This window comes from Kitasatospora sp. NPDC094015 (assembly GCF_040304075.1).
Lineage (GTDB): Bacteria > Actinomycetota > Actinomycetes > Streptomycetales > Streptomycetaceae > Kitasatospora.
Genome location: NZ_JBEOUL010000054.1, coordinates 1 through 24,490, shown reverse-complemented (window position 1 = coordinate 24,490; position 24,490 = coordinate 1). Strand labels below are relative to the sequence as shown.

The window sequence follows — 24,490 nt, the reverse complement described above, 5'->3', positions numbered from 1 at the left end:
GCCGTCCACGCCCTCCCGGTCGGTGGTGGTGTCGTCCGCGAAGCGACGGTCACCGGTCGCGTCGGGCACGTACTTCACACAGACAACGATCCTCAGGGACATGCTGCCTGCTCCTCTCAGTCGGGACGTTCGGCCTGCGAGCCGGAAGACATCGCTCACTCTAGGGTACTCAGTACCCCGAATGGAACACACTCAGTGCCAGTACCTCGGCGTTCCGGGGTCGCCGCGTCCGGTGGTCGGCGGTCGTGGCGGCCGTCCGCCCGGTTTATTCGGCACCGCGACCCCCTGTGAGGGTACTGAGTGCCATCCGATGGGGGCCGGTCCGGCGCCCGGTCGCCGCCCAGTGAACCACTCGCGGGCGCGCGGGACGGGCCGCCACACGGAACCTGCCATCATCGTGGTCATGGAACGAGTGATCGCAGCATGTGACGGAGCCGCCAAGGGCAACCCGGGCCCGGCCGCCTGGGCCTTCGTGGTCGCGGACGGCGACGGCGTCCCGCAGCGCTGGCAGGCCGGCCCGCTCGGGCACAGCACCAACAACGTGGGCGAACTGACCGCGCTGGAGCAGCTGCTGGCGGCCACCGACCCCGAGCTGCCGCTGGAGGTGCGCCTCGACAGCACCTACACCCGCGACGCCGTCACCAAGTGGCTCGCCGGCTGGAAGCGCAACGGCTGGAAGACGGCCGCCGGCAAGCCGGTCGCCAACCAGGAGCTGATCCAGCGGATCGACGGCCTGCTGACCGACCGCGAGGTCGCCTTCGTCTACGTCCCCGCGCACCAGGTGGACGGCGACCCGCTGAACGCGATCGCCGACAAGGCCGCCAGCGACGCCGCCCGCACCCAGCAGGCCGCCGGCGGCACCGCGGCCGACCTCCCGGTCCCGGACCCGGCCGCCGCCACCTCGGCGCCCCGCAAGGCCCGCCGCGCGCCGGCCGCCGGTGCCGCCACCGGCTCCACCCGCCCGGGGTCCGGCTCCGGCTCCGGTGCCACCCGCTCCGGCGGCGGCCGGCCGAGCCTCGCCGCCCGCTTCCCCGGGACCTGCCCCTGCTCGCGCCCGTACGGCAAGGGCGAGCGGATCACCAAGGTGGGCAGCGGCTGGGGCCACCCGGAGTGCGCCGACACCCGGTCCTGAGGTGCCGAGGCCTGTGGGGCCGGTAGGGGAGAGTGGACACCGATGCGCGTCGCCCTGTTCATCACCTGCTTCAACGACACCCTCCTCCCCGGCACCGGCCGGGCCGTGGTCGAGGTGCTCGAACGCCTCGGCCACACCGTGGACTTCCCGGCGGCGCAGACCTGCTGCGGGCAGATGCACGTCAACACCGGCTACCGGGCCGAGGCGGCGCCGCTGGTCCGGCGCTTCGCCGAGGCGTTCGCCGGGTACGAGGCCGTGGTGACTCCCTCGGCCTCGTGCGCCGGCCTGGTCCGCGGCACCCATCCGGCGCTCGCCGAGCGGTACGGCACCGCGGCCCTGCGCCGCCAGGTCGCCGAACTGGTCCCGCGCGTCCACGAGTTCACCGAGTTCCTGACCGACGTGCTCGGCGTCACCGAGGTCGGCGCGTACTTCCCGCACCGGGTCGCCTACCACCCGACCTGCCACTCGCTGCGCGGACTGCGGCTGGCCGACCGCCCGTACCGGCTGCTGCGCGCGGTCGACGGGCTCGACCTCGTCGACCTGGAGCGGGCGGACTCCTGCTGCGGCTTCGGCGGCACCTTCGCGGTGAAGAACCCCGACACCTCCGCCGCGATGCTCGCCGACAAGGCGCGCGACGTCCTCGCCACCGGCGCCGAGGTGCTCTGCGCGGCCGACACCTCCTGCCTGCTGCACATCGGCGGCGGCCTGGACCGCCGGCGCGGCGGCGTGCGCACCCTGCACCTGGCCGAGATCCTCGCCGCCACCGCACCGGGGGGCCGGCGGTGACCGACCACCACGGCCTGGTCTGGCTCGGCACCCCCGCCTTCCCGGCGGCCGCCCGGGCCGCCCTCGCCGACCCGGTGCTGCGGGGCAACCTGCGCAAGGCCACCGGCACCATCCGGGACAAGCGGCTGGCGGTCACCGGCGAGCTGGACGACTGGGAGCAGCTGCGCGCGGCGGGTGCGGCCCTCAAGCGCCGTACGCTGCGCCACCTCGACCACTACCTGGAGCAGCTGGAGCGGTCCGTCACCGCGGCGGGCGGCACCGTGCACTGGGCCGCCGACGCCGCCGAGGCCAACCGGATCGTCACCGACCTGGTCCGGGCCACCGGCGAGCGCGAGGTGGTCAAGGTGAAGTCGATGGCCACCCAGGAGATCGGCCTGAACGAGGCGCTGGCCGAGGCCGGCATCCGCGCGTACGAGACCGATCTCGCCGAGCTGATCGTGCAGTTGGGCGACGACCGGCCCTCCCACATCCTGGTGCCGGCGATCCACCGCGGCCGGGCGGAGATCCGGGAGATCTTCGTCCGGGAGATGGCCCGCTGGGGCCGCCCGGCGCCCGACGGCCTGACCGACGACCCCCGGGCGCTGGCCGAGGCGGCCCGGCTGCACCTGCGGGAGAAGTTCCTGACCGCCAAGGTCGCGGTCTCCGGGGCGAACTTCGCGATCGCCGCCACCGGCACCGTCGCGGTGGTCGAGTCGGAGGGCAACGGGCGGATGTGCCTGACCCTGCCGCAGACCCTGATCACCGTGATGGGCATCGAGAAGGTGCTGCCCGACTTCGCCGACCTGGAGGTCTTCCTCCAGCTGCTGCCGCGCTCGTCGACCGGCGAGCGGATGAACCCGTACACCTCGATGTGGACCGGCACCACGCCGGGCGACGGGCCCGGCGCCTTCCACCTGGTGCTGCTCGACAACGGCCGCACCGCCACCCTGCGGGACACCGTCGGGCGCCAGGCGCTGGCCTGCATCCGCTGCTCGGCCTGCCTGAACGTCTGCCCGGTGTACGAGCGCACCGGCGGCCACGCCTACGGCTCGGTGTACCCCGGGCCGATCGGCGCGGTGCTCACCCCCCAGCTGGTCGGCGTGGAGCACGCGGCCTCGCTGCCGTTCGCCTCCACCCTGTGCGGGGCCTGCTACGACGCCTGCCCGGTCCGGATCGACATCCCCGAGGTGCTGGTCCACCTGCGGGCCCGGGTCGTGGAGGCGCGCCGCCGTGGCCGGCGCACCCCCGGCGCCGAGGCGCTGGCGATGAAGGCCGCCGCGCTGGTGCTCGCCTCGCCGCAGCGGCTGGCCGCCGCCCAGCGGGCCGCCGCGCTCGGCGGCCGGGCGCTCGCCCGCCGCGGCCGGATCGGCCGGCTGCCCGGCCCGCTGCGCGCCTGGTCCGACCATCGGGACAGCCCCGTCCCGCCCGCCGAGTCCTTCCGCGCCTGGTGGCGCCGCACCCGGGAGCCGTCATGAGCAGCCGCCGGCTGATGCTGGACCGGATCCGGGCCGCGCTGGCCGACGTCCCCGCCGACGAGCGGCCGCAGGACGTGCCCGTCCCGCGCGGGTACCGCCGCAGCCACGCCACCGGTGACCTCGCCGACCTGTTCGCCGCCCGGGTCGCCGACTACCGGGCGAGTGTCGTGCGCTGCGCGCCCCCGGCCGTCGCCGCGACGGTCCGGGCCACCCTGGCCGCGCGGGGGGTGCGCACGGTCGTGGTGCCGGAGGGCTTCCCGCCGGACTGGCTGCCCGAGGCGCCCGGCCTGCGGGTGCGCCGGGACCGGCCGCCGCTGACCGTCCAGGAGCTGGACGCGCTGGACGGCGCGGTCACCACCGCGGCGCTGGCGATCGCCGTCACCGGCACCCTGGTGCTGGACGCCGGACCCGGCCAGGGGCGGCGCGCGCTGACCCTCGTCCCCGACCACCACCTGTGCGTGGTACGGGCCTCGCAGATCGCGGCCGACGTGCCCGGCGCGCTCGCCACCCTCGACCCGACCCGGCCGCTCACCTTCGTCTCCGGCCCGTCCGCCACCAGCGACATCGAACTCGACCGGGTCGAAGGCGTGCACGGACCCCGGGTCCTGGACGTCCTGCTGGTCGAGGACCGGCCGGGGCACCCGCCGGTGCGTCAGTAGATGAGGTAGGCGGGCCGGTGCCCCTCGTCGGCGATCTCGCCGTCGGCCTGGGACCTCAGCCGGTGCGACAGGTCCTCCAGGGCGCGCGAGGCCGCGAGTTCCTCGCCGATCCGGGCCAGCGGGCGGTCGTCCACGCTGCGGACCGCCTCGCCGTGCCCGTGCAGGCCGGGCGCCTGCGGCCCGACCAGCGAGGCCTCGCAGACGGTCTGCACCCCGTCCTCGGCGAAGTTCAGCTGCACATCCCACTGGTTCTGCATGGCCGGCCTCCAGACGCCGTCCCCCGCGCTACCGCTCCTCCCCACCAGCCTGCGCCCGGCCCCGGTGCCCCGCAACGCCCCACCGGCCCCGGCGCGGTCCGCAGGAGAAGCCCTAAGGTGGGCCTGTTTCCGCCCGTTCGCCGTACCGTCCCGGGGGCCCGCCGTGCTCGACACCACCGATGCCGCGCTGGTGCGCGAACTCCAGCGCGACGGCCGGGTCAGCTACCAGCAGCTGTCCGACCTGCTCGGCATCTCGCGGGAGGCGGCCCGGGCCCGGGTGCAGCGGCTGCTGAACCGCGGCGAGGTCCGGATCGTCGGGATCGTGCCGCCCGCGGTGGCCGGCATCGAGGCGGTGGCGCACGTCTCGCTGGACGTGGCGGGGCCCGGCGCCCCGGTCGCGGCCGCGGCGGCCGCCCGGCGGGCGAGCAGCTTCGTCTCCTGCACGGCGGGCCGGCCGAGCGTGATCGTCGAGGTCCGGGTGGCCGACAGCGCGGCCCTGGACGAGGAGTTCGCCGCGCTCCGGGCGGTGCCCGGGGTCCGCGGGGTGGAGGTGTTCCGCTGCGCCGAACTGGTCCGCGACGCGTACTCGCCCGCGGTCGCCGGGGCGCGACCGGCGGCGGTGCCCCGGCTGGACGGTACCGACCGGCGGCTGCTCTGGCTGCTCCAGGCGGACGGCCGGGCCGCCTTCGCCGCGCTGGCCGAACGGGTCGGGCTGTCCCAGCCGGCCACCCGGGCCCGGGTGCTGCGGCTGCTGGCCGAGGGCGCGGTGCACGTCACCGGCCTGGTGGAGTCGCGGGCGCACGGGGTGCGGGAGGCGGCCGGGATCGGCCTGGGCGTGCTCGGCCCGGTCCGCGAGGTGGCCCGGGCGGCGGCCGACCTGCCGGGGGTGAACTACGTGGCGACCGGCCACGGCCGCTTCGACCTGGTCTGCGGGCTGGACGCGCCGGACCGCACCGCGCTGCTCGCCCGGCTGGAGGGCGTCCGCGCGCTGCCCGGGGTGGCCCGGGCGGAATCCTGGGTGCACCTGGCGATCGTGAAGGAGTCCTACACCTACGATCTGCCCATCGCGTAGGCGAATACTCGGCGCGGGAAGAGCGCCACAAATGATTCGCCAGATTCCAGGAAAATGACCGGCGAAATCGTGCCTTCACCCCCTTGACGCATTCTTTTCGCCTCGCCTTGAATGGCCGGACACCTCCCCCGAGAAAGCCCGGTCACCCGATGACGTCTTCCCCCAGCACCCCGGTCGCGGCGCTGCCGCGCTCCCTGGGCGTCTTCGGCGGGGTCCTGCTGACCCTGTCCTGCGTCACCCCTGCCTCCTCGCTGTTCATCGTCGTGCCCCCGCTGCTCCAGTCGCAGGGCAGCGGCGCCGTGCTCAGCCTGCTGGTCGCCGCGGTGCTCTCGCTCGGCGTCGGCCTGTGCTACGCCGAGCTCGGCACGCTGGTGCCCAGCGCCGGCGGCGAGTACTCGATCGTCGGCCGGGTGCTCGGCCGGCTGACCGGCTGGCTGGTGTTCGTGATCTCGATCGTCTCGCTGCTGGTCATCCCGCCGATCATCGCGCTCGGCACCGCCGACTACCTGGGCTCGGTGCTCTCGCTCGACCCGGCGGTGGCCGGCGCGGCGGTGATGGTGCTGGCCGTCGCGGTCGGCGTGCTGGACATCAAGTCCAACGCCCTGATCACCGGCATCTTCCTCGGCCTGGAACTGCTGGCCGCCGGCGTGGTCAGCGTGCTCGGCCTGACCCACGTGCACCAGCCGGTGTCCTCACTGGTGCACGCCGCGGTCCCGGACGGCCAGGGCGGCACCGGCCCGTTCACGCTCGGCCTGCTGATCTCCGGACTGGCCGTCGCCGTCTTCACCTACAACGGCTTCGGCACCGCGATCTACCTCTCCGAGGACCTGCGCGAGCCGCGCCGCTCGGTCGCCCGGACGGTGCTCTGGTCGCTGCTGGCCGGCGTGGTGGTGATCACCGTCCCGGTGGTGGCGATCTGCCTGGGCGTCAGCTCCCCGGACCAGCTCGCCGCCGGCGACCTGGTGGCCATCGTCGACTCCTGGGCCGGCAGCGGCGTCGGCACCTTCGTCAGCCTGTGCATCGCCGCCGCCATCCTCAACGCGGTGATCGTGATGGTGATCCAGAACGGCCGGGTGCTGTACGCCTCGGCCCGCGACCGCACCTGGCCGGACCCGGTCAACCGGGCCCTGGGCACCCTGCACCCGCGCTGGGGCTCGCCCTGGGTCGCCACCCTCGCCATCGGCGCCCCCGGCGCGGTGCTGGCGCTCACCGTGCCGATCGACGCGCTGCTCGGCTTCACCGGCGTCGTCGTCGCCGTCATCTACCTGCTGCTCGGCGTCGCCGCGCTGGCCGCCCGCAGCCGCCGGCACCGCGCCACCGACGCCTGGCGGATGCCGCTGTGGCCGCTCGCCCCGGTGCTCACCACCGCCGTGCTCGGCTACGTGCTCACCCAGCAGGCCGTCCGCGACCTGCTGATCACCCTCGCGGTGCTGCTGGTCGGACTCCTGTACTGGCTGCTCTACCTGCGCCCGCGCAGCGCCACCCGGTGGGTGCTCAGCCTGCCCGCCGACCAGAGCGGTACGCCGCAGCCGGCCGCCGTGCCCATTCCCGCCGCCGCCACCGCCACCGCCGCCACCGTCGTCCCGGAGAACTCGTGAACCACCCCGCCGACCTGATCGTCCACAACGCCCACGTCCACACTGTCGACGACGCCCGCCCCCGGGCCGAAGCGGTCGCCGTCCGCGACGGCCGGATCGCCTGGGTCGGCGACGGCGACGGCTGGCGCGAGCTGGCCGGCCCCGCCACCGAGGTGGTCGACGCCCGCGGCCGGCTGCTGCTGCCGGGCTTCGTGGACAGCCACAACCACGTCCGGCTCGGCTCCGACGCCGCCTGCGTCCAGCTGGCCGGCGCCGCCGACCTCGCCGCCATCGGCGCCCGGATCGCCGACTGGCTGGCCCGCCACCCCGGGGCGGACTGGATCGAGGCCGAGGCCTTCGACTACTCCGCGATCCCCGGCGGCCGGATGCCCACCGCCGCCGACCTCGACCCGTACACCGGCGGGCGCCCCGCCTTCGTGCTCAGCTACGACGTCCACACCGCCTGGCTGAACACCGCCGCGCTGCGCCGGCTCGGCATCACCGCGGCCGACCGGGAGGTCCCGTACGGCACCGTGCAGAAGGACCCGGTCACCGGGGAGCCGACCGGCTTCCTGACCGACTTCGCGATCCGCGGCCTGTCCCGGGACGGCCACCGGGCGCTGAGCGCCGCCGGCGTGCCGTGGGCCTCGCCGGAGCGCCGGTACGGGCGGCTGTGCGCCAGCCTGGACCAGGCCGCCGGGTACGGCCTGACCACCGTGGTCGAGCCGCAGAACTCGCTGGACGACCTGGCGCTGTTCGAACGGGCCATCGCCGAGGGCCGGCTGCGCTCGCGCCTGGTCGCCGCGCTGTTCCACCCGCGCGGCACCACCGGCGCGGAGCTGGACGAGTTCGCCGCCGCCGCCCGGCGGCACGACAGCGACCGGTTCCGGGTCGGCCCGCTGAAGCTGTACATCGACGACGTGGTGGAACCGCACACCGCGGCCCTGCTGGAGCCGTACGCGGGCCACCACAGCCACCGCGGGGAGACCTTCTACCCGCCCGCCGAGTTCGCCGAGGTGCTGGCCCGGCTGGACGCGGCCGGCTTCCAGACCTTCGTGCACGCCACCGGCGACCGCGGCATCCGCACCGTGCTGGACGCGGTGGAGCACGCCCACCGGGTGAACGGGCCGCGCGACGCCCGGCACCAGGTGGTGCACGTGGAGTGCCTGGACCCGGCCGACGTGCCCCGGTTCGCCGCCCTCGGGGTGGTCGCCTGCATGCAGCCCCGGCACTGCTCCCCGGACATCGCCGGCCCGGGCCGGGACTGGGCCGAGGCGGTCGGCGAGCACCGCTGGTCCAAGGCGTGGCCGATGCGCAGCCTGCACGAGGCGGGGGCGGCGCTGGCCTTCTCCAGCGACTGGAACGTGGCCGAGATGGACCCGCTGATCGGGCTCTACACCGCCGTCACCCGGCAGGGCCTGGCGGGCGGCGAACCGTGGATGCCGGCCGAGACCGTGTCGCTCACCACCGCCCTGCGCGGCTACACCCTGGGCAGCGCGTACGCCAACTTCCTGGACGACCGGCTCGGTTCGCTGACCCCCGGCAAGCTGGGCGACCTGGTCCTGCTCTCCCAGGACCCGTTCGGGCTCGACCCGAAGGCGCTGCTGGACACCCGGGTCGACCTCGCCGTGGTCGGCGGCGAGGCGATCCACCGGGCCGGCTGAACGGCCGTGCCGCGGCCCGTCGCAGGACGGGGCCGCGGCACGACCGACCCGGTGGCCGGGCCGATTGGTCAGGTCAGGTCACAGGCGCTGCCAGAGCGCCGGGACGATCGGCGGCTCCCAGCCGGTCTGCGCCTGGTGGCCCTGGATGCAGCGGTAGCCGATCCCGGCGTAGGTGACCAGGTCGCCCGCCTTGTAGACGGTGCCCGCCGCCCAGGTCCCGCCGCCGCTGCCGCCACCCACCACCAGCGAGTAGGTGGTGGCGTGGGTGGCGCTGCCGCTGCCGGTCACCGTGATGGTGTACGTGCCGGGGGCGACCGCTGCGCCCACCGCGACGGTCATGGTCGCGGAGGAACCGCTCGGCACCGAGGCGGGGTTGAACGAGACGGTGACGCTGCTCGGCTGGCCGGACGCGGACAGGTTCACCGTCTGCGCCGAGCCCGCGGTGGTGGCGGTGGACACCGTCGCGGTGGTGCTGCTCCCGGCGTCGGCGCTGCCGGTGGCCGGGTTCACCGCGAGCGAGAAGTCGTCGGCCGGTGCGGTGCCGCCGACCGAGGTCTTCCAGAGCGCGGAGGCGACGCCGTCGGCGCTGCGGTCCAGCACGGTCGCGCTGACGTTGCCGGTGGTGTCGCAGGACTGGTGGTAGCAGGAGTCGTACGCCCGGCCCGCCGTGCCGCCCCACTTCGCGGCCTGCGCCGAGGACTTGACCGCGCTGGCCCCCGCCGCGTACCCGGAGGTGGGGATGCCGCCCTGCTGGAAGGAGTAGTCGTCGGAACGGCCCTGGCCCTCCACGTTCTCCTCCGGCTGCAGGCCCAGGGAGTCCCAGTACGCCTTCAGCGGCGCCGCGGCCGTCGAGGTCAGGTTGTTGACGAAGTACCCCGCGTTGGGCGAGCCGACCATGTCGAAGTTGTAGTACGCCTTGACGGCGCTGCGCTGCGCCGAGCTCAACTGGCCGACGTACGAGGCGGAGCCCTGGAGGCCCTGCTCCTCGCCGGTCCACCAGGCGAACCGCACGTGCCGGGTCATGGTCGGGTTCTGCTGGGCGAGCGCCAGCGCGTTCTCCAGCAGCACGGCCGAGCCCGAACCGTTGTCGTTGATCCCGGGGCCCGCGGCGACGCTGTCCAGGTGGGCGCCGAACATGGTCACCTGGTCGGCCGGGCCGCCCGGCCAGTCCGCGATCAGGTTGTTGGAGGCGTAGGTGCACGAGCTGCAGGTCTGCTCGGTGACGGTGTAACCGGCCGCCTGGAGACGGCCCTTGAGGTAGGCGACCGACTGGGTGTGGCCGGCGCTGCCGGCCCGGCGGTTGCCGCCGTTCTGGCTGGCGATGGTGTTCAGCTGGGCGAGGTCGGCCTGCACCTTGGCGACGTCGATGTCGGGCGCGCCGCCGCCGGGGTTGCCGCCGCCGCCCACCGTCAGGGTGAACTGCGCGGTGTGGGTGGCGCTGCCGGTGCCGGTCACCGTGACGGTGTAGCTCCCGGCGGGCACCGAGCCGCCCACCGTGACGGTCATCGTCGAGGACGAACCGGCCTGCACGGAGGCCGGGTTGAAGGCGACCGTGACACCGCTCGGCTGGCCCGAGGCGGTGAGCGCCACGCTCTGCGCGGTGCCGGAGGTGACGGCGGTGCCGACCGTGGCGGTCACCGAACCGCCGGGCTGCGCGGAGCCGGTGCCCGGGGCGACGGTGAGCGAGAAGTCGTTGGTACCGGACGGCGTGCAGGTCGGGTCACCGGTCTGCGCGGGCACGCTGACCGCGTCCCAGGCCGCCTTGGTGCGGTTGAACAGGGTGCAGGCCGGGTCCAGGTTCTTCGCCGCCGTCAGGGTGGCGGTGCGGTAGCGCTTGTAGGTCATGCCGCTGGTCTTGAGCAGCATGCCGCCGTAGAAGACCCGCCCGGCGTCGCGGATGCCGGCCCCGGTCACGGTGGAGTTGTTGCAGGTCGGGCTGGAGGGCTTGCCGCCGCCCGGCGCCGAGCCCTCGGCGAGCAGGTAGAACCAGTGGTTCAGCGGGCCCGCTGCGGCGTGCACCTCGGTGCTCGGGATCGAGGCGGAGTAGCAGTTCGGGTTGTTGCCCACCAGGGAGGGGTTGTACATGTTGCGGATCGGCCCGTTCCCGACCAGGTTGATCATCTCGCCGACGGTGTAGTCCGGGGAGTCGTACGGGGCCGGCTCGTTGGCGTACGCCTCGGTGAGCGCGCCGAAGATGTCACCGGTGCCCTCGCCGAGGCCGTTCTCGTTGTTGGCACCGCCGGGCGTGTACTGGTCGATGCCGTGCCCGAACTCGTGGCCCACCACGTCGATCGCGGCGATCCACTCGTTCGCGTTGTTGTGGCCGACGGAGACCGAGGAGCCGTCCCAGTAGGCGTTCACGTCGTTCAGCCCGACCTTGACCGGCCAGCTGCCGCCGTTGCCGTTGTGCCCGTTGCGACCCAGCCAGTCGCGGAGCATGTCCCACTCCTTCTGCGCCGCGACCATCACGTCGGCGCAGCCGGTCTCCTTGCTGGTCGGGTTGCCGGTGCCCCAGGAGTCGCTGCTCTTGGAGAAGACCTGGCCGGTGCTGTAGTCGGCGCAGCTGAGCCCGGGCCGGTTGGGGTCGCGCAGCGAGTAGCTGCCGCCGGAGGCGGTGGTGCTGATGGTGAGCGGGGAGGGGCCGTTCCACTTGCTGGTGGCGGTCCCGGCCTTGACGTCGTCGTAGCTGTCGAGCACCGCGCCGCTGCGGGCGTCCACGAAGACGTGCGGGTGGCTGGGGGCGGAGGCGCTGCGGCCGCTGAGCACGGTCTCCCAGGCCAGGTGTGCGGCGCCGTCCGTGACCCGGACCACCAGGCGCTGCGACTCCACGGCGTCCACCGTCGCGAGCCGGGCCCGGGCGGTCCGTTCGGCGGCCGCGGCGGTGACCGTGGGCCCGGTCGGCACGCCGACCGGGCCGGGGGCGGCCGACTGGGTGCCGCGGACCCGGCCCTGCCCGTCGGCGAGCACCACGGCGTCGCCGCCGACCACCGGCAGGCCGCGGTAGCTGCGCTCGTAGGCGACGGAGTAGAGGCCGCCGACCCAGGGGGTGACGGTGCGCCGCTCGTAGCTCTCGCCCGGGCCCTTGGCGAGCGAGTCCAGGCCGGCCGCGGCCGCCTGGTCGGCGGCCGAGACGGCGGCGGCCAGCGCGCCGGGCGGCGGAACGGGTGCGGCCGCGGCGCCGGCGGCCGTGGCGGTGGCCGGGCCCGCGGTGGCGGTCAGCAGGCCGGCCAGTACGGCCAGGGTGGTCCCGGCCGTCAGCAGCCGGCCGGTGGAGGGATGTGGCATCGAGGCTCCTCGTACGTGGGGGTCCTCGAACGCGGACGGTGCCCCGGTGGCGTTCGGGGAGGAGGCGCCCCGGGGGTGTCCGCGTCCGGGTGCCGGAACCCTCACATGTGGTCATGCCTCGGTCAATGGTCTAGTCATCTGCGGCAAAGCTTCGGCAAGTTCTGTCAAGTCCCCCGAAGGGCAGAGAGGTTGAGACCACTGCATGTACGCGGCGCCCGCCGTCCAGTACCGTCTCGCTCGGCGGGCCGCTGCCCGGGCCCGCCGACCCGAGCCCGGGGGAGGCCCGCCCGTGCACCCCAGCAGCGCCGGCGCACCCGCGCCCACCGACCCCTGGCAGGCCTTCGGAACCCGGCTGCGCCACTGGCGCCGGCGGGCCGGCCTGACCCAGACCCGGCTGGGCACCGCGATCGGCTACGACCACACCGCCATCAGCAAGCTGGAGCACGGCACCCGCCGCGCCTCCCCACGGCTCGCCGACCGGCTCGACCAGCTGCTGGCCGCCGGCGGCGAGCTGCTCGCCGCCTGCCGCGCGGCCGAGGAGGGCGCCCCCGGCCAACCCCCGCCCGCGGCCCGCCCGTTCCAGCCGCCGCTGCCCGGCGGCCCCGCCGCCGGGCCCGCGCTCCCGCTCGGCCGCCCGCCCGCCCGGCTCCCCGACTACGGGGTGCTCTGCCCGCTGCACGGGCCGGCCGGCTGCACCGTGCCCCCGGCAGCCGAGATCGCCGCCCTGCACCGCGAGTTCTGCGGCGACCCCGCCACCACCCGCCCGCCGGACGCCGCCACCGTGCACGCACTGACCGCCCTGCTCGCCGCCCACCTGCGGGCCGCCGAGGAACACCCCGGCCAGGTCTCCGCGGCCCCCGTCGAACACACCCTGCGCGCCCTGGTCCGGCGGCTGGCCGCCGCCCCCGAGCGGGCCGGCCGGCGCCCGCTCGCCCGGCTCGCCGCCGAGTACGCGCACGCCGCCGGCGGGCTGCGCCTGCAGCACGGTCGCAGCGCCACCGCGATGGCCTGCTTCGACCGGGCGCTCGGCTGGTCCGTCCAGGCCGGCGACCCGATCACGCAGGTGGCGGCGCTCGGCGACATGAGCACCCTCGCCCGCCTGGAGGGTGACGCCGCCTCGGCGCTCGGCTACGCCCGCGAGATCACCCGGGCCGCACCGGACCGGCACTGGACGGGCGCGCTCTCCCAGGTCTACCAGGCCCGGGCGTACGCGCTGGCCGGCGAGGTCCGGGCGACCGTACGCCACCTGTCCCGCGCCCGCCTGCACCTGGACCACCTCGACGGCCGGGACGAGGCGGACGCCCCCTGGCTGTCCGCCACCTCCATGCACCTGCGGGTGGAGTCCGCCGCCGCGGCCGCCCTGCGGGACGCCGCGGCGGTCACCGGTGACCCCCGGCTCGCCCTGCGCGCGCTGGACGCCGCCCACACCGCGCTACGGCTGCTCGGCCCGCAGCAACTCCCCGCCACCCGCCTGCTGTTCACCCTGCGGATCGCCGACTGCCTGCTCTGCGCGGACGAGCCCCAGGCCGCCCTGGCGCTGCTCGGCCCCGCCCTGGAGACCACCCCCGGCGAGCTCCCGGCCCTGGTCGGCCACGAGCTGCGCGGCCTGCGCGAACGCCTGCTCACCCGCCCCGGCCACCGCCCGGACCTGCTCGCCGCCGCCCACCACCTCACCGACCTCACCGGCTGACCTCACCCGCCCGCGCTGCTGACAGGAGTCGCGAGCGAGGGCCTAGGCTCCCGGTATGACGAACCGTGACGTCCTGGTGGTCAGCACCACCCACGACGACGAGGGCAAGGCCCGCGCCCTGGCCGGTGCCGTGATCGGCGAGCGTCTGGCGGCCTGCGCCCAGCTCCACCCGGTCGGCTCGGTGTACCGGTGGGAGGGCGAGGTGCGGAGCGGGCCCGAGTGGCGGATCGACTTCAAGACCCCGGCCGCGCTCGCCGACCGCCTGGTGGCCTTCATCGCCGAGCACCACGACTACGACACCCCGGAGATCATCGCCGTCCCGGTGGTCGCCGGCAGCGCCGCCTACCTGGCTTGGGTGCACGCGGAGACGGCCGGCTGACCGTCCGCCCGGCGGTTCAGCTCCGGCCGGCCTCGCCGGGACGGACCTCCTGGAGCAGGCCCCAGGTGAAATCGGCGGTCCACTCCCGCTCGGTGCCGTCGGCGCCGGCGGCGGTGAAGTCGAGCTGCCAGCGGGTCGGCGCGCTGCCCTCGCGCGGGCGGGCCGAGGGGAAGGCGGCGCCCAGATCGGCGACCACGCAGCTCCACGGCGTCAGATCGGCCACCGTCGGCAGCCCGGGGGAGGGGGCGCCGGGGGCCCGTACCAGCCACTCGTTCCAGACCGGGCCCGCGCCGCCGGGGCCGAGCAGGATCTCGAACCGCAGCTCGGGCCAGAGCGGCAGCTGCCAGAGCTGCGCGGTGCAGTCGAGGTCACCGATCCGCCGCACCGCGGTGGCCTGCGGCGGCCCGAGCACCGCGGCGTAGCGCCGGGCGCCGTGCGGGAAGCGGGGCGAGCGGACCATCGCCTGCCACCGCTTGTTCGCCTCCCGCAGGTCGGTCCGGGAGGCGCCCAGCCGGGCCACCGCCCGCTCGACCAGGACGGGGTTGAAGTCGGCCATCCGCCGCAGCAGCACGAGCTGGAACTCGGTCGTCGCGAAGCCCTGCACCGCCCCAGCTTAGGTCCTGCCCTGCCCCAGGGCGTGCGCGCACGCCGGACGGCCGGCCCCCGTCCGGGGACCGGCCGTCCGACAGGTGGGTGGGTGCTCAGGCCGGCAGGCCGACCGCCCGCTCGCCGCTGCGGCGCTGCTGGATGACCACGGCGACCACCAGCAGGGCGCCCTGGGCGACGTTCTGCCAGAAGGCGTTGATGCCCTCGACGGTCAGGCCGTTCTCCAGGCAGCCCAGCAGGGCGACCGCGAGCAGGGTGCCGCCGATGCCGCCCTTGCCGCCCTTGAGCGCGCAGCCGCCCAGCGCGGCTGCGGTGATGGCCTTGAGTTCGAGCCCCTCGCTGCCCGAGGTGGGCTGGCCGGAGCCGGTGCGGGCGGTGAGCAGGATGCCGGCGACGGCGGCGACCACGCCGATCAGGGCGTAGACCGAGACCAGGTACTTGTTGATGTTGATGCCGGCCAGCCGGGCGGCGGTGTCGTTGCCGCCGATCGCGTAGACGTTGCGGCCGATGTCGGTGTACTTCAGCAGCAGGTGGACGGCGAGTGCGACCAGGATCAGGATCCAGACCATCACGGGCAGCCCGGCGATCTTGCCGCGGCCGAGGAAGACGAACACGTCGTCGTTGAGCACGTAGCCCTGCGCCCGTCCGTCGGACAGGAGTTGGGCCAGGCCCTTGTAGGCGGCGAGCCCGGCCAGGGTGGCGATGGTCGGGTTGACCCGGCCGTAGACGATGATCACGCCGTTCAGCAGCCCCACGCAGCCGCCCACGCCGACGGCGGCGGCCATCCCGGCGAACGGGTTGGCGCCGCTGGAGGTGAACGCCATCGCGCTGACCACGGAGGCGACGCCCGCCTGGGAGCCGACCGAGATGTCCAGGCCGCCGCAGATGATCACGACGGTCTGCACCACGGCGAGCAGGCCGGTGATGGTGGCGGCCTCGGCGATCACCTGCATGTTGGACAGGCTGAGGTAGTTGTCGTTGAGCAGGCCGAACAGCGCGAGGACGACGATCAGGGCGCCGATCAGGCTGAGGTTCTGCCCGTTCAGCGAGCCGAGCAGGGCGCGGGCGCCGGGCCGGCCGGCGGGCAGGTCCTTCGCGGACGGCCGGGGGGTGGTGGTGGCGCTCATCGGGCTGCTCCAGGGGCGGGGGCGGGCGCGGGGGTGGTCGCGGAGAGGTCGTCGGCCATGGCCAGGGCGAGGATCGCCTCCTCGGAGGCGTCCGCGCGGTCGAGTTCGCCGGTGATCCGCCCGCCCTGCATGACCACCACGCGGTCGGCGAGCCCGAGGATCTCCGGGAGTTCGGAGGAGATCACCAGCAGGGCGACGCCCTCGGCGGCGAGGTCGGCGATGATCTGGTAGATCTCGGCCTTGGCGCCGACGTCGATGCCGCGGGTGGGTTCGTCCAGGATCAGCACCTTGGGCTTGCGGGCCAGCCAGCGCGCCAGCACCACCTTCTGCTGGTTGCCGCCGGAGAGCTTGCGCACCTCGTGCTCGATCGACGGCGTGCGCACCCGCAGCCGGTCGGTGAACTCCTGGGCGAGCGCCCGCTCCTGGCCGCGGCGCACGAACCGCAGGCGGCGCAGCCGGTCCAGCACCACCAGCGAGGTGTTGTCGCGGATCGAGCGGTGCAGCAGCAGGGCCTGCGCCTTGCGCTCCTCGGGCGCCAGGCCCAGGCCCGCGCGGATCACCTCGCCGGGGTGGCCGGAGCGCAGCCGTACGCCGTCGAGGGTGACGGTGCCGGAGTGGATCGGCAGGTCGCCGGCGAGGGCCAGGGCGAGTTCGGAGCGGCCGGCGCCGATCAGGCCGGCCAGGCCGACCACCTCGCCGGCGTGCAGCCGCAGGCTGATGTCGCGGACGTGGTCGGTGGTGACCTGCTGGACGTCGAGCACCGTGCGGTCGGTGGCCACCCGCTCGCGGGAGAACACCGCGGACAGGTCGCGGCCGACCATCAGCCGCACCAGCTCGCCCTCGCCGGTGGTGGCCGCGTCCTGGACGCCGACCAGTGCGCCGTCGCGCAGCACGGCGATCCGGTCGGCCAGTTGGGAGATCTCCTTCATCCGGTGGGAGACGTAGACGATCGCGATGCCCTGGTCGCGCAGCCGCCGGATCAGCGCGAACAGCGCGTCGACCTCGTGCTCGGAGAGCGAGGAGGTGGGCTCGTCGAAGGCGATCAGCTTGGCCTCGCCGGTCAGCGCCCGCATGATCTCGACCAGTTGGCGCTGGGCGGGGGTCAGCTTCGAGCCGAGCCGGTCCGGGTCGAGCACGCCGGCGAAGCCGAGCCGTTCCAGGTCGGCGTGGATCCGGCGGCGCAGCTCGGCCCGGTCCAGCCGGCGGCCGGCGCGCCGGGGGAGCGTGCCGGCGTACACGTTCTCGGCGACCGAGACGTGCGGGATGATCTCGGGTTCCTGCGGGATGATCCGGATCCCGGCGGCGCGCGCCTCGGCCGGCGAGCGCAGCTCGACCCGCCGGCCGTCGAGCACCACGTGGCCCTCGGTGGGCCGGTGGTCGCCGGTGAGGATCTTCAGCAGGGTGGACTTGCCCGCGCCGTTCTCGCCCATCAGCGCCGTGACCTGGCCGCCCGGGAAGTCCAGGGTGACCCCGTCGAGCGCGCGTACCGCCCCGAACCGCTTGGTGATCCCCCGGACGCCCGCGGCGCCGGGCGCGGGGCCGGGTTCGGCGGCGGGTGGACGGGGGTCCGGGCTCGGGTCGGGTGCGCTGCTCATGGGGTCACCTCTGGGTGGTTCGCGGGTGGTCGCTCGTCTGGTGGGGTGCGAGCGGAGCGGGCGTCGCGGGTCAGCTGCAGGTGACTCCGGCGGTCTTCCAGGTGGCGGCGTCGACCATGGTGGTGGGGGCGAAGGCCTCGGCCGGGAAGTCCTTGGAGTTCTTGAGCTTGTCGTACATGGTCTGGACGGCGAGCGCGCCGACGTCCTTGCCGTTGATGAAGAGCGCGGCCTTCATGCCGGTGGGCTTGTCGCCGCTCCAGTCCTTGCAGGCGAGGTAGGCACCGAGGCCGACGCCGATGACGTTGTCGGCCTTGAAGCCGGCGTTCTGCAGGGCGGTGACCCCGCCCTGGACGTTCTCGTCGTTGCAGCCCCAGACGATCCAGTTCTTCACCCCCGGGTTGGCGGTGACCGTGGCGGCGATCTTGTCCTGGGCGCCGGTGGGGGTGTTGTCGGTGGCGACGTCGACGTTCTGCACGCCGGGCACGGCCGCGTTGAACGCCTCCTTGGCGGCCTTGACGCGGTCGCCGCAGACCGTGACGTCCTGCTTCCAGGCGGAGATGATCCGGGTGTCGGCGGGGTTCCAGCCGGCCTTCTGGTACTCGGTGACGGCGCGCTTGCCGACCTCGCCGCCCATCTGGGCGCCGCTGAAGCCGATCCGGGCCACCAGGTCGGACTTGGCGCAGGAGGCCGGGTCGGGGCCGCTGGCGCAGATCTGGTCGTCGGAGGTGAGCAGGGCGACCTTGGCGTCCTTGGCGGTCTGCACCACCTGCGGGCCCACCGCCGGGTCCGGGACCACGATGATCAGGCCGTTGCTCTTCTGGGCGATCGCCGACTGCACCTCGCTGACGGTCTTGTTGGCGTCGTTGCCGAGGTTGACCACCTTCAGGTCGATGCCGAGCTCGGCGGCCTTGGCCTTCGCCCCGGCGGCCTCGCCGATGAAGTACTCCTGGTCGCCCTGCTTCTGCAGGTACGTCAGCGAGATCTTCCCGCTGACCGGGGCCACCGAGGCGTCGCCGCCGGTGCTCTCGCGCCCGGTGGAACAGCCGGTGGCCAGGCCGAGGACGAGCAGCAGGCCCGCGGCGGCGGCCTGGTGACGGTAGGTACGGAACATGAGGACGCTCCTTGGTGCGCTGGCCGCGGCTCGGCGGTGGCACGGTGTCGGGGTGGACGTGCTCGGTGCGGGGCGGTTCGGTTCGGTGGTTCGCCGAGCCGAAAGCGCCCATAACTCAACATGTTCAAACGTGATGGGCCATATGACACCTCTGTTCGGCTGCCAGCGTCAAGAGGTCCGGGCGGCTGAGATCCCCTTGTGACGTTCCCCTGGCGCCGAATCCGCGCGCGGCGCTGCCGGCAATCCAACATGACCGCGCGAAAACCAACATCCGGGGGCGAGCTGGACCATCAGCCCTCCGCTGCGCTCCGTGATGAGGGATGATCTCCCTGTGACGTGCGGGGGTTGGTGGGAACGACGGCGGGATGCCCTGCTGTGCGCGGTCGCCCGGGAGTTGCTGCTCTGGGGCGAGGACGTGCTGGACGATCCGGGGGCGGGGGAGATCGCCGAGATCCTGGCCGCCGTCGCCGCCGAGACCGCCGCGGACGGGCGCCACCCGGACTTCCCGGACGCCGCCGACCTACTGGCCCGGGCCGCCGTCGAGGTGGCCCGCGCCGACCGGTTCCGCGGCACGCTGCTGCCGCAGGTCGCCCGGCACCTGCGGGCCGCGCTCGGGCTGCTCCGGGAGGCGCGCCTGGTGCTGGCCTGCCACCACGGGGCCACCGTCCGCGAGGGCGGCGGGGGTTGACGGCGCGGCCGCCGCCCGACCGCCGGTGCGGCTCGGCCGGACTGTCGTACCGCGCCCCTACGATGGCCGGCATGAGAGCCTCCGGAACGTTCAGCGTGAAGTCCTTCGTCCCGACCGGGCTGGAGCCGAGCCCGCCGATCGCCACCAACCTGCCGGTGGGCGTGGCGACCCTGGAGAAGAGCTTCGAGGGCGAGGTCGCCGGCCGCTCCGCCACCCTCTTCACGGCCGCCTTCGACCAGCAGTCGGGAGTCGGCACGTACGTGGCGATGGAGTCCTTCGAGGGGTCGTTGAACGGGGCCGAGGGGGCCTTCAACTTCGTCCACTCGGCGACCACCTCCGGCAGTGACCGGACGGCCGAGTTCTTCACCATCGTGCCGGCCAGCGGCACCGGCGCCCTGGCCGGGATCCGGGGCGGCGGCGGGCTGGCGGTCGACGCCGACGGCACGCACCGGATGTGGTTCGACTACGAGCTCGACGCCTCCGCCTGACGGCGCCCGCCCGGCGGACGGGTCGGGTCCCGCTGGATGGCCTGTCATGCGCATGGCTGCATCCTGCTGGGACGGCCGGCCCTGGTCAATGACTAAGCGCTTGCTTAGACTGTCGGCGATCGCGTCGCGGGGTCACCCGTGCCGTCCGAGAAGGCCACAGGAGAGCTCATGCCGGGTACCAACCGTCAGATCCGCCTCGCCGCCCGCCCGGTGGGCGAGCTGAAGCCCGAGGACTGGGCGCACGTCACCGAGCCGGCCGAGGCCCCCGGCGAGGGCCGGTTCGCCGGGCGGACCAGGTTCATCTCGCTGGACCCGGCGATGCGCGGCTGGCTCGACGACCGCCCGTCCTACCTGCCGCCGGTGGCCCTCGGCGACGTGATGCGGGCCGGATCGGTCATCGAGGTCACCGAGTCCAACCACCCCGACTACCGGCCGGGTGACCACGTGGTCGGCACCTTCGGCGTGCAGGAATACGTGGTCTCCGGCGGCAAGGGCGCGCTGAAGATCGACCCGGCCCTCGCCCCGCCGTCCACCTACCTCGGCGCGCTCGGCATGTCGGGCATGACCGCCTACTTCGGCCTGCTGGACGTGGGCGCGCTCAAGGAAGGTGAGACCGTCGTGGTGTCGGGTGCCGCGGGCGCCGTCGGCACCATGGCCGGCCAGATCGCCAAGGTGAAGGGCTGCCGGGTGATCGGCATCGCCGGCGGCGCCGAGAAGTGCGCCCTGCTCACCGAGGAGCTCGGCTTCGACGCGGCGATCGACTACCGCTCCGAGGACGTGCGCAAGGCGCTGCGCACGCACGCCCCCGACGGCATCGACGTGTACTTCGACAACGTCGGCGGCGACATCCTGGACGCCGCGCTGACCAGGCTGGCGATGCACGCCCGGGTGGTGATCTGCGGCGCGATCAGCCAGTACAACAACGAGACCGCGGTGCAGGGCCCGTCCAACTACCTGACCCTGCTGGTGCGCCGGGCCCGGATGGAGGGCTTCGTGGTCTTCGACCACGCACCCCGCTTCGCCGAGGCCGCGCGCGAGCTCGCCGGCTGGATCTCGGACGGCCGGATCAAGGTCAAGGAGCACCTGGTGCGCGGCGGCGTGGACGACTTCCCGGCCACCCTCCAGATGCTGTTCCGCGGCGAGAACACCGGGAAGCTGGTGCTGGAGCTCGACTGAGCCGCGCCGGGCCGGGGTGACACGGGTGCGGGCCGCCGTCCGGGGACGGCGGCCCGCCGGGCGTCAGTGCTTGCGGTGGGCGCGGCGCCTGCGCACCAGGAACACCGCGGCGCCGCCGACCGCGATCATGGCCGCCCCGGCGACACCGGCCCCGGTGCCGCCACCGCCGGTGGAGGCGAGCACGCCGTCGCCGGCCGTGCCGTCGGAGCCGGCGCCGGCCGGGACGGGGCTGACCGAGGAACCGATCACGGAGTGGCCGTCCGGCTGGTCGGAGGTGGGCGGGGCGGTCGGCGTCGGGGCCTGCGAGGGCTTCGCCGAGGTGGTGGGTGGGACGGTCGGGGTCGGCGCCGGGCTGGTGGGCTTCCCGGTCGGCGGGGTGCCGGCGTCGTCCCCGAGCTGGATGCGGACGTCCGCCCCCGCGGCGGTGGCCCGGGTGACGCTGATCGACAGGTGCGCGGAGGTGTCGGTGAGGGCGGCGCCGCCGGTGGAGAACGAGCCGGTGGCGGCCTTGTCGTCGTGCTTGACGTTGCTGATCATGATCGCGCGGTCGTAGTGGCCGCCCGGGACCTGGTAGACGGCTACGCCCTGGGCGACGTCGCGGTCCGCGGTGGCCGCGTCGGGCATGCGGTACTCGACGACGATCCGGTCCCCGCCCGTCCCCAACGGGAGATCGACGGCGCGCACGCCGGAGGTCCCGGGCGCGTGCAGCGGGGTGAGGTGCACGGTCGAGGTGGCCGACGGTGTGGTGACCTGCTGGGCGGTGAGCCACTTCACGGACAGCAGCTCCGGTGCCGTCAGCCCCTTCTTCTCGCCGCCCGCGCCCATCGGCGTGCGGTAGCTGTAGCCGTCCGCGGTGCAGGCGGTGAACGTGCCGGCCGGGCACAGGTGGCGTTCCTGGTGGGCGAAGCCGAGGTTGTGGCCCGCCTCGTGGACGATGGCGGCCTTGTCGCCGACGGCCCCCTCGTGGAACCAGGTCTTCGGGCCGGGCATCGAGCCGAGGCCCCACCACTCGCTGCAGAACTTGGTGTTCATGACGATCGAGATGTGGTCGTACGTCACGTCGGGGATCGCCTTGCGGGCGAGGTCCGCCATCTTGTTGGTGTCGCAGGCCGCGGTGTCGTCCATGTCGATGGTGAACGGCCCGAACACGCCGTCACCCTTGGCGGGCACGATGCTCAGCCGCCCGCCCGAGTTGTCGGCGTAGTACGACGCGAGCGAGTCCGTGGCCCCGAAGAAGTTCCGTGCCGCCTGGTCGTGGGCCTTCTGCGGATCGGCCAGCGCGAGGTTGCGGAAGTTGACGAGCACCACGGCGCGGTGGTCGACGGTCTGGGGAGCCGGCTCGGCGGACGCCGGTGTGGCGAGCAGGCCGAGGGACGCGGCGGCGGCGACGGTGCAGCGCCGCTTCCTCTTCAGGCGGTTGTTGGCCACTGTGCGTTCTCTCTTCCGGTTGTCGGTCGGTGCGGGCGTCCGGTCGGGGGTGGAGTGCCTGGCAGGAGGCCTGCGGCCCTGCCCGAAGGAACGGATCCTGAGGGGGAGACCGGGGGAGCGGGCCGGCAACCCGTGACTTTGCCAAGGCTTTACCTTTCGGGTTTCCCGCGTGCCGCCCGGGCGGCGGTGCGTGCACGGAAGGGGCCGGCGCCGCCCTCCCGCCCGGTATCGGGCCTTGTCGCACGGGTCGGCGGCCGTGGCACACTTGCGCGCATTCCGGTCGGGGCGCGACCTCCTTGCGCGGTGGACAGGGCCTTCGACCTGGCCCGACCGGCTATCGGCGAGCGGACGGGAGCGGGCGGTGCGCGTACTGGCGACGGAAATCCGGGTGGATCTGACCGATCTGACCGATGCGCAGCTGGCCGCACTGCTGCGCGAGCCCGCGTCGCCGGCGGGGCCCGCCGTCCACGTGGTGATGGGCGAGGTGTTCGCCCGCCACCACCCGGCCGTGCTCGCCTACGCCCGTACCTGTTGCCGGGACGCCGCCACCGCGCACGATCTCGCGGCCGAGGCCTTCGCCCGCACCTACCGCGCGGTCACCGCCGGCGCCGGCCCGCAGCACGCCTGGCGCCCCTACCTGCTGACCTGCGTCCGCCACACCGCCGTGGACTGGGCCCGCGAGGGCGCGCGCACCCAACTGTCGGACGACTTCGAGTCCTGGGCCGACTCCCTGCCCGCCGGCCACGACGCGGAACGGGCCGTGCTCGCCGCCGAGGAGGCCTCGCTCGTGCTGCGCGCCTACCGGTCGCTGCCCGAACGCTGGCAGGCCGTGCTGTGGCACGCGGTCGTCGAGCACGAGGCCGCGGACGCGACCGCCCACCGCCTCGGCATCACCGCCGGCGGGGTCGGTTCGCTCGTCGCCCGCGCCCGCGAAGGCCTGCGCGAGGCGTACCTGCGGGCCCACCTCGACCAGAGTGCCAGCGACGAGTGCCGCCACTTCGGCGCGCGGATCGCCAGCTCCGTCCGCCGGCCGGACAAGCGCGTCGCCCACGACCTCGACCGCCACCTGCGGTCCTGCGCCGGCTGCGCCCGCGCCGATCGCGACCTGCGGGACCTCAACGGCCGGCTCGGCGCGATCCTGCCGGTGGGCATCCTGCTCTGGAACCCGGCGAGCCTGTGGTCGGCGACCGCGGGGCACGGCGTCCAGCTGGCGGCCGCCAAGCTCGGGGTCGCGCACCGCCTGGCCACCGCCAAGGCGGCGTGGACGGCCGCGGCCGTCACCGGCGCGACCGTCGCCGCCGTCGCCGTCGTGCCGAACCTGTGGCACCCGCCCCACCGGGCCGCGGCCCCGGCCGCCGGCCCGGCCGCCACCCCCGTGTCGGAGCCCGCGAGCCAGGAGCCGACCATCTCGGCCACGCCGGCCTCCGCCGTCGCCCCGCCGCACCTGGCAACACCGGCGACGCCGTCCGCCACCCCCGCGCCGTCCGCGCCCCCGGGCTCGCGGTCCCTGGTCAACGCCATGACCGGCCTGTGCGCCCAGGCCGACCCCGGCGGCGGTCTCACCCAGCGCGGCTGCGACGGCAGCGCCGGCCAGACCTGGATCCTGCTGCCCGCCGGCACCGACACGCGCATCAAGAACCTCGGCACCGGCCGCTGCCTGGGCACCGGCGGCAGCACGGTCGACGGCGCACCCCTGGTCCAGGAGGCCTGCACGACCACCGGCAAGGCCCAGGTCTGGACCGTCTGCGACAACGGCATGGTCATCAACACCGCCACCGGCCTGCTCGTCGGCTGAAGCACTGGCCCAAGGCCGATCACCCCGGCGCCGGCGACCAGCTGACACAGAGTCAGAACTACTACAACAGCCAGGCCTTCCGCTGGCAGCAGCGCCCGCTCGGCACCTGAGCGCCGCCCGCCGGCACCGGGGGCCGGAGGACCGGTGCGCCCGGACCGGAATGGCTGGCGGACGGCCGGGCAGACGGGAGGGCAGCTGTTCCGAGCGAGGAGACCGAAGGCATGGGCACCGACCGGCAACCGTCGAACGACCACCGGACCAAGGCGCTGCGGCGCTTCCCCCGGCACGAGCGCCGGGGCGAGGCACGGCTGCCCGCCGTGCTGGCGACGCTGGCCGCGATCCTGCTGTACCTCGCTCTGCCGGAGCGGCTGCTGGTCGGCCCGCGGTTCGTGCTGCCGGGTCTGGAGATGCTGCTGCTGATCCCGCTGATCGCGGTCAACCCGCGCCGGATGACCCGGCAGAACCGGATGTCCCGGGCGCTCTCGCTGATCCTGGTGGCCGTGATCGGCGTGAGCAACCTG

20 protein-coding genes and 2 pseudogenes are annotated in these 24,490 nt (G+C 74.6%); 14 read left to right on the top strand and 8 right to left on the bottom strand.

Features of this window, described 5'->3' with window-relative positions:
* A pseudogene (locus tag ABT014_RS33245) lies at window positions 1-102 on the bottom strand (electron transfer flavoprotein subunit beta); the annotation flags it as partial.
* A 301-nt stretch (window positions 103-403) separates the two neighbouring features.
* Here ABT014_RS33245 and ABT014_RS33240 point away from each other — a divergent pair.
* From ABT014_RS33240 to ABT014_RS33225, 4 genes are read left to right on the top strand one after another with little or no spacing between them, the layout of a single operon-like run.
* Window positions 404-1,132, top strand: coding sequence for a ribonuclease H family protein (locus ABT014_RS33240; RefSeq protein ID WP_350643342.1), 729 nt, complete (start codon window positions 404-406; stop codon window positions 1,130-1,132).
* 42 nt (window positions 1,133-1,174) lie between these two features.
* On the top strand, window positions 1,175-1,918 hold the full coding sequence (locus tag ABT014_RS33235) for a (Fe-S)-binding protein (RefSeq protein WP_350643340.1): 744 nt from the start codon (window positions 1,175-1,177) through the stop codon (window positions 1,916-1,918).
* The gene (locus tag ABT014_RS33230) at window positions 1,915-3,372 is read left to right on the top strand and encodes a lactate utilization protein B (RefSeq protein ID WP_350643338.1); all 1,458 of its coding nucleotides are present in this window, start codon (window positions 1,915-1,917) and stop codon (window positions 3,370-3,372) included. Before ABT014_RS33235 ends, ABT014_RS33230 begins: the two co-directional genes overlap by 4 nt.
* Window positions 3,369-4,031 (top strand): LutC/YkgG family protein, encoded by a 663-nt coding sequence (locus ABT014_RS33225; RefSeq protein WP_350643337.1) that lies wholly within the window; start codon window positions 3,369-3,371, stop codon window positions 4,029-4,031. The genes ABT014_RS33230 and ABT014_RS33225 overlap by 4 nt, the downstream gene beginning before the upstream one ends.
* Here the strand turns inward: ABT014_RS33225 and ABT014_RS33220 are convergent.
* Window positions 4,025-4,288 carry a dsRBD fold-containing protein gene (locus ABT014_RS33220; RefSeq protein WP_350643336.1) on the bottom strand — a complete coding sequence of 88 codons (264 nt, stop codon included), beginning with the start codon at window positions 4,286-4,288 and terminating at the stop codon, window positions 4,025-4,027. The two genes, ABT014_RS33225 and ABT014_RS33220, sit on opposite strands and share 7 nt — an antisense overlap.
* Window positions 4,289-4,451: 163 nt before the next feature.
* Between ABT014_RS33220 and ABT014_RS33215 the strand changes: the two genes are divergently transcribed.
* The 3 genes from ABT014_RS33215 to ABT014_RS33205 all read left to right on the top strand — a co-directional run bounded on the left by ABT014_RS33215 (window position 4,452) and on the right by ABT014_RS33205 (window position 8,601).
* Complete coding sequence (locus ABT014_RS33215; RefSeq protein WP_350643334.1) at window positions 4,452-5,360, top strand: Lrp/AsnC family transcriptional regulator; 909 nt, start codon at window positions 4,452-4,454, stop codon at window positions 5,358-5,360.
* A 149-nt stretch (window positions 5,361-5,509) separates the two neighbouring features.
* The gene (locus ABT014_RS33210; protein ID WP_350643332.1) at window positions 5,510-6,958 is read left to right on the top strand and encodes an APC family permease; all 1,449 of its coding nucleotides are present in this window, start codon (window positions 5,510-5,512) and stop codon (window positions 6,956-6,958) included.
* On the top strand, window positions 6,955-8,601 hold the full coding sequence (locus ABT014_RS33205; RefSeq protein WP_350643331.1) for an amidohydrolase: 1,647 nt from the start codon (window positions 6,955-6,957) through the stop codon (window positions 8,599-8,601). Before ABT014_RS33210 ends, ABT014_RS33205 begins: the two co-directional genes overlap by 4 nt.
* 78 nt (window positions 8,602-8,679) lie before the next feature.
* Here the strand turns inward: ABT014_RS33205 and ABT014_RS33200 are convergent, their stop codons facing one another.
* Window positions 8,680-11,886: a M28 family peptidase gene (locus tag ABT014_RS33200; RefSeq protein ID WP_350643330.1), complete on the bottom strand. Its 3,207-nt coding sequence runs from the start codon at window positions 11,884-11,886 to the stop codon at window positions 8,680-8,682.
* Window positions 11,887-12,175: 289 nt separating this feature from the next.
* Between ABT014_RS33200 and ABT014_RS33195 the strand changes: the two genes are divergently transcribed.
* The gene (locus tag ABT014_RS33195) at window positions 12,176-13,576 is read left to right on the top strand and encodes an NsdA family TPR-like regulatory protein (protein ID WP_350643328.1); all 1,401 of its coding nucleotides are present in this window, start codon (window positions 12,176-12,178) and stop codon (window positions 13,574-13,576) included.
* A gap of 55 nt (window positions 13,577-13,631) precedes the next feature.
* A complete protein-coding gene (gene cutA / locus ABT014_RS33190; protein WP_350643327.1) occupies window positions 13,632-13,955 on the top strand; it encodes a divalent-cation tolerance protein CutA in 324 nt (107 codons plus the stop codon).
* Window positions 13,956-13,971: 16 nt separating this feature from the next.
* Here cutA and ABT014_RS33185 read toward each other — a convergent pair whose 3' ends face one another.
* The 4 genes from ABT014_RS33185 to ABT014_RS33170 all read right to left on the bottom strand — a co-directional run bounded on the left by ABT014_RS33185 (window position 13,972) and on the right by ABT014_RS33170 (window position 18,394).
* The gene (locus ABT014_RS33185) at window positions 13,972-14,511 is read right to left on the bottom strand and encodes a hypothetical protein (protein ID WP_350643344.1); all 540 of its coding nucleotides are present in this window, start codon (window positions 14,509-14,511) and stop codon (window positions 13,972-13,974) included.
* Between the two features lie 145 nt (window positions 14,512-14,656).
* Window positions 14,657-15,688, bottom strand: coding sequence for an ABC transporter permease (locus tag ABT014_RS33180; RefSeq protein ID WP_350643325.1), 1,032 nt, complete (start codon window positions 15,686-15,688; stop codon window positions 14,657-14,659).
* Window positions 15,685-17,283, bottom strand: coding sequence for a sugar ABC transporter ATP-binding protein (locus ABT014_RS33175; RefSeq protein WP_350643323.1), 1,599 nt, complete (start codon window positions 17,281-17,283; stop codon window positions 15,685-15,687). The genes ABT014_RS33180 and ABT014_RS33175 overlap by 4 nt, the downstream gene beginning before the upstream one ends.
* 70 nt (window positions 17,284-17,353) lie before the next feature.
* Complete coding sequence (locus tag ABT014_RS33170) at window positions 17,354-18,394, bottom strand: substrate-binding domain-containing protein (protein WP_350643321.1); 1,041 nt, start codon at window positions 18,392-18,394, stop codon at window positions 17,354-17,356.
* Window positions 18,395-18,725: 331 nt separating this feature from the next.
* Here ABT014_RS33170 and ABT014_RS33165 point away from each other — a divergent pair, with 331 nt between their 5' ends.
* From ABT014_RS33165 to ABT014_RS33155, 3 genes are all read left to right on the top strand, one after another.
* Window positions 18,726-19,082 carry a hypothetical protein gene (locus tag ABT014_RS33165; RefSeq protein WP_350643319.1) on the top strand — a complete coding sequence of 119 codons (357 nt, stop codon included), beginning with the start codon at window positions 18,726-18,728 and terminating at the stop codon, window positions 19,080-19,082.
* A 71-nt stretch (window positions 19,083-19,153) separates the two neighbouring features.
* Window positions 19,154-19,570, top strand: coding sequence for a DUF3224 domain-containing protein (locus tag ABT014_RS33160; protein ID WP_350643318.1), 417 nt, complete (start codon window positions 19,154-19,156; stop codon window positions 19,568-19,570).
* Between the two features lie 168 nt (window positions 19,571-19,738).
* Complete coding sequence (locus tag ABT014_RS33155; protein WP_350643316.1) at window positions 19,739-20,746, top strand: NADP-dependent oxidoreductase; 1,008 nt, start codon at window positions 19,739-19,741, stop codon at window positions 20,744-20,746.
* Window positions 20,747-20,809: 63 nt separating this feature from the next.
* On the opposite strand, the gene ABT014_RS33150 is transcribed toward ABT014_RS33155, so the two are convergent.
* Window positions 20,810-22,174 (bottom strand): metallopeptidase domain-containing protein, encoded by a 1,365-nt coding sequence (locus ABT014_RS33150; protein WP_350643314.1) that lies wholly within the window; start codon window positions 22,172-22,174, stop codon window positions 20,810-20,812.
* A gap of 388 nt (window positions 22,175-22,562) precedes the next feature.
* On the opposite strand from ABT014_RS33150, the gene ABT014_RS33145 reads away from it, so the two are divergent.
* Together ABT014_RS33145 and ABT014_RS33140 are read left to right on the top strand one after the other, a co-directional pair.
* On the top strand, window positions 22,563-23,969 hold the full coding sequence (locus ABT014_RS33145) for a sigma-70 family RNA polymerase sigma factor (RefSeq protein ID WP_350643312.1): 1,407 nt from the start codon (window positions 22,563-22,565) through the stop codon (window positions 23,967-23,969).
* Between the two features lie 221 nt (window positions 23,970-24,190).
* Window positions 24,191-24,490, top strand: a pseudogene (locus ABT014_RS33140) (hypothetical protein); the annotation flags it as partial.

Bases quoted from the DNA above. Each gene is read 5' to 3' on its own strand.
- ABT014_RS33155 (WP_350643316.1), top strand. From the start codon at position 19,739: ATGCCGGGTACCAACCGTCAGATCCGCCTCGCCGCCCGCCCGGTGGGC.
- ABT014_RS33225 (WP_350643337.1), top strand. From the start codon at position 3,369: ATGAGCAGCCGCCGGCTGATGCTGGACCGGATCCGGGCCGCGCTGGCC.
- ABT014_RS33210 (WP_350643332.1), top strand. From the start codon at position 5,510: ATGACGTCTTCCCCCAGCACCCCGGTCGCGGCGCTGCCGCGCTCCCTG.
- ABT014_RS33180 (WP_350643325.1), bottom strand. From the start codon at position 15,688: ATGAGCGCCACCACCACCCCCCGGCCGTCCGCGAAGGACCTGCCCGCC.
- ABT014_RS33240 (WP_350643342.1), top strand. From the start codon at position 404: ATGGAACGAGTGATCGCAGCATGTGACGGAGCCGCCAAGGGCAACCCG.
- ABT014_RS33160 (WP_350643318.1), top strand. From the start codon at position 19,154: ATGAGAGCCTCCGGAACGTTCAGCGTGAAGTCCTTCGTCCCGACCGGG.
- ABT014_RS33170 (WP_350643321.1), bottom strand. From the start codon at position 18,394: ATGTTCCGTACCTACCGTCACCAGGCCGCCGCCGCGGGCCTGCTGCTC.
- ABT014_RS33175 (WP_350643323.1), bottom strand. From the start codon at position 17,283: ATGAGCAGCGCACCCGACCCGAGCCCGGACCCCCGTCCACCCGCCGCC.
- ABT014_RS33235 (WP_350643340.1), top strand. From the start codon at position 1,175: ATGCGCGTCGCCCTGTTCATCACCTGCTTCAACGACACCCTCCTCCCC.
- ABT014_RS33220 (WP_350643336.1), bottom strand. From the start codon at position 4,288: ATGCAGAACCAGTGGGATGTGCAGCTGAACTTCGCCGAGGACGGGGTG.
- ABT014_RS33200 (WP_350643330.1), bottom strand. From the start codon at position 11,886: ATGCCACATCCCTCCACCGGCCGGCTGCTGACGGCCGGGACCACCCTG.
- cutA (WP_350643327.1), top strand. From the start codon at position 13,632: ATGACGAACCGTGACGTCCTGGTGGTCAGCACCACCCACGACGACGAG.
- ABT014_RS33185 (WP_350643344.1), bottom strand. From the start codon at position 14,511: ATGGCCGACTTCAACCCCGTCCTGGTCGAGCGGGCGGTGGCCCGGCTG.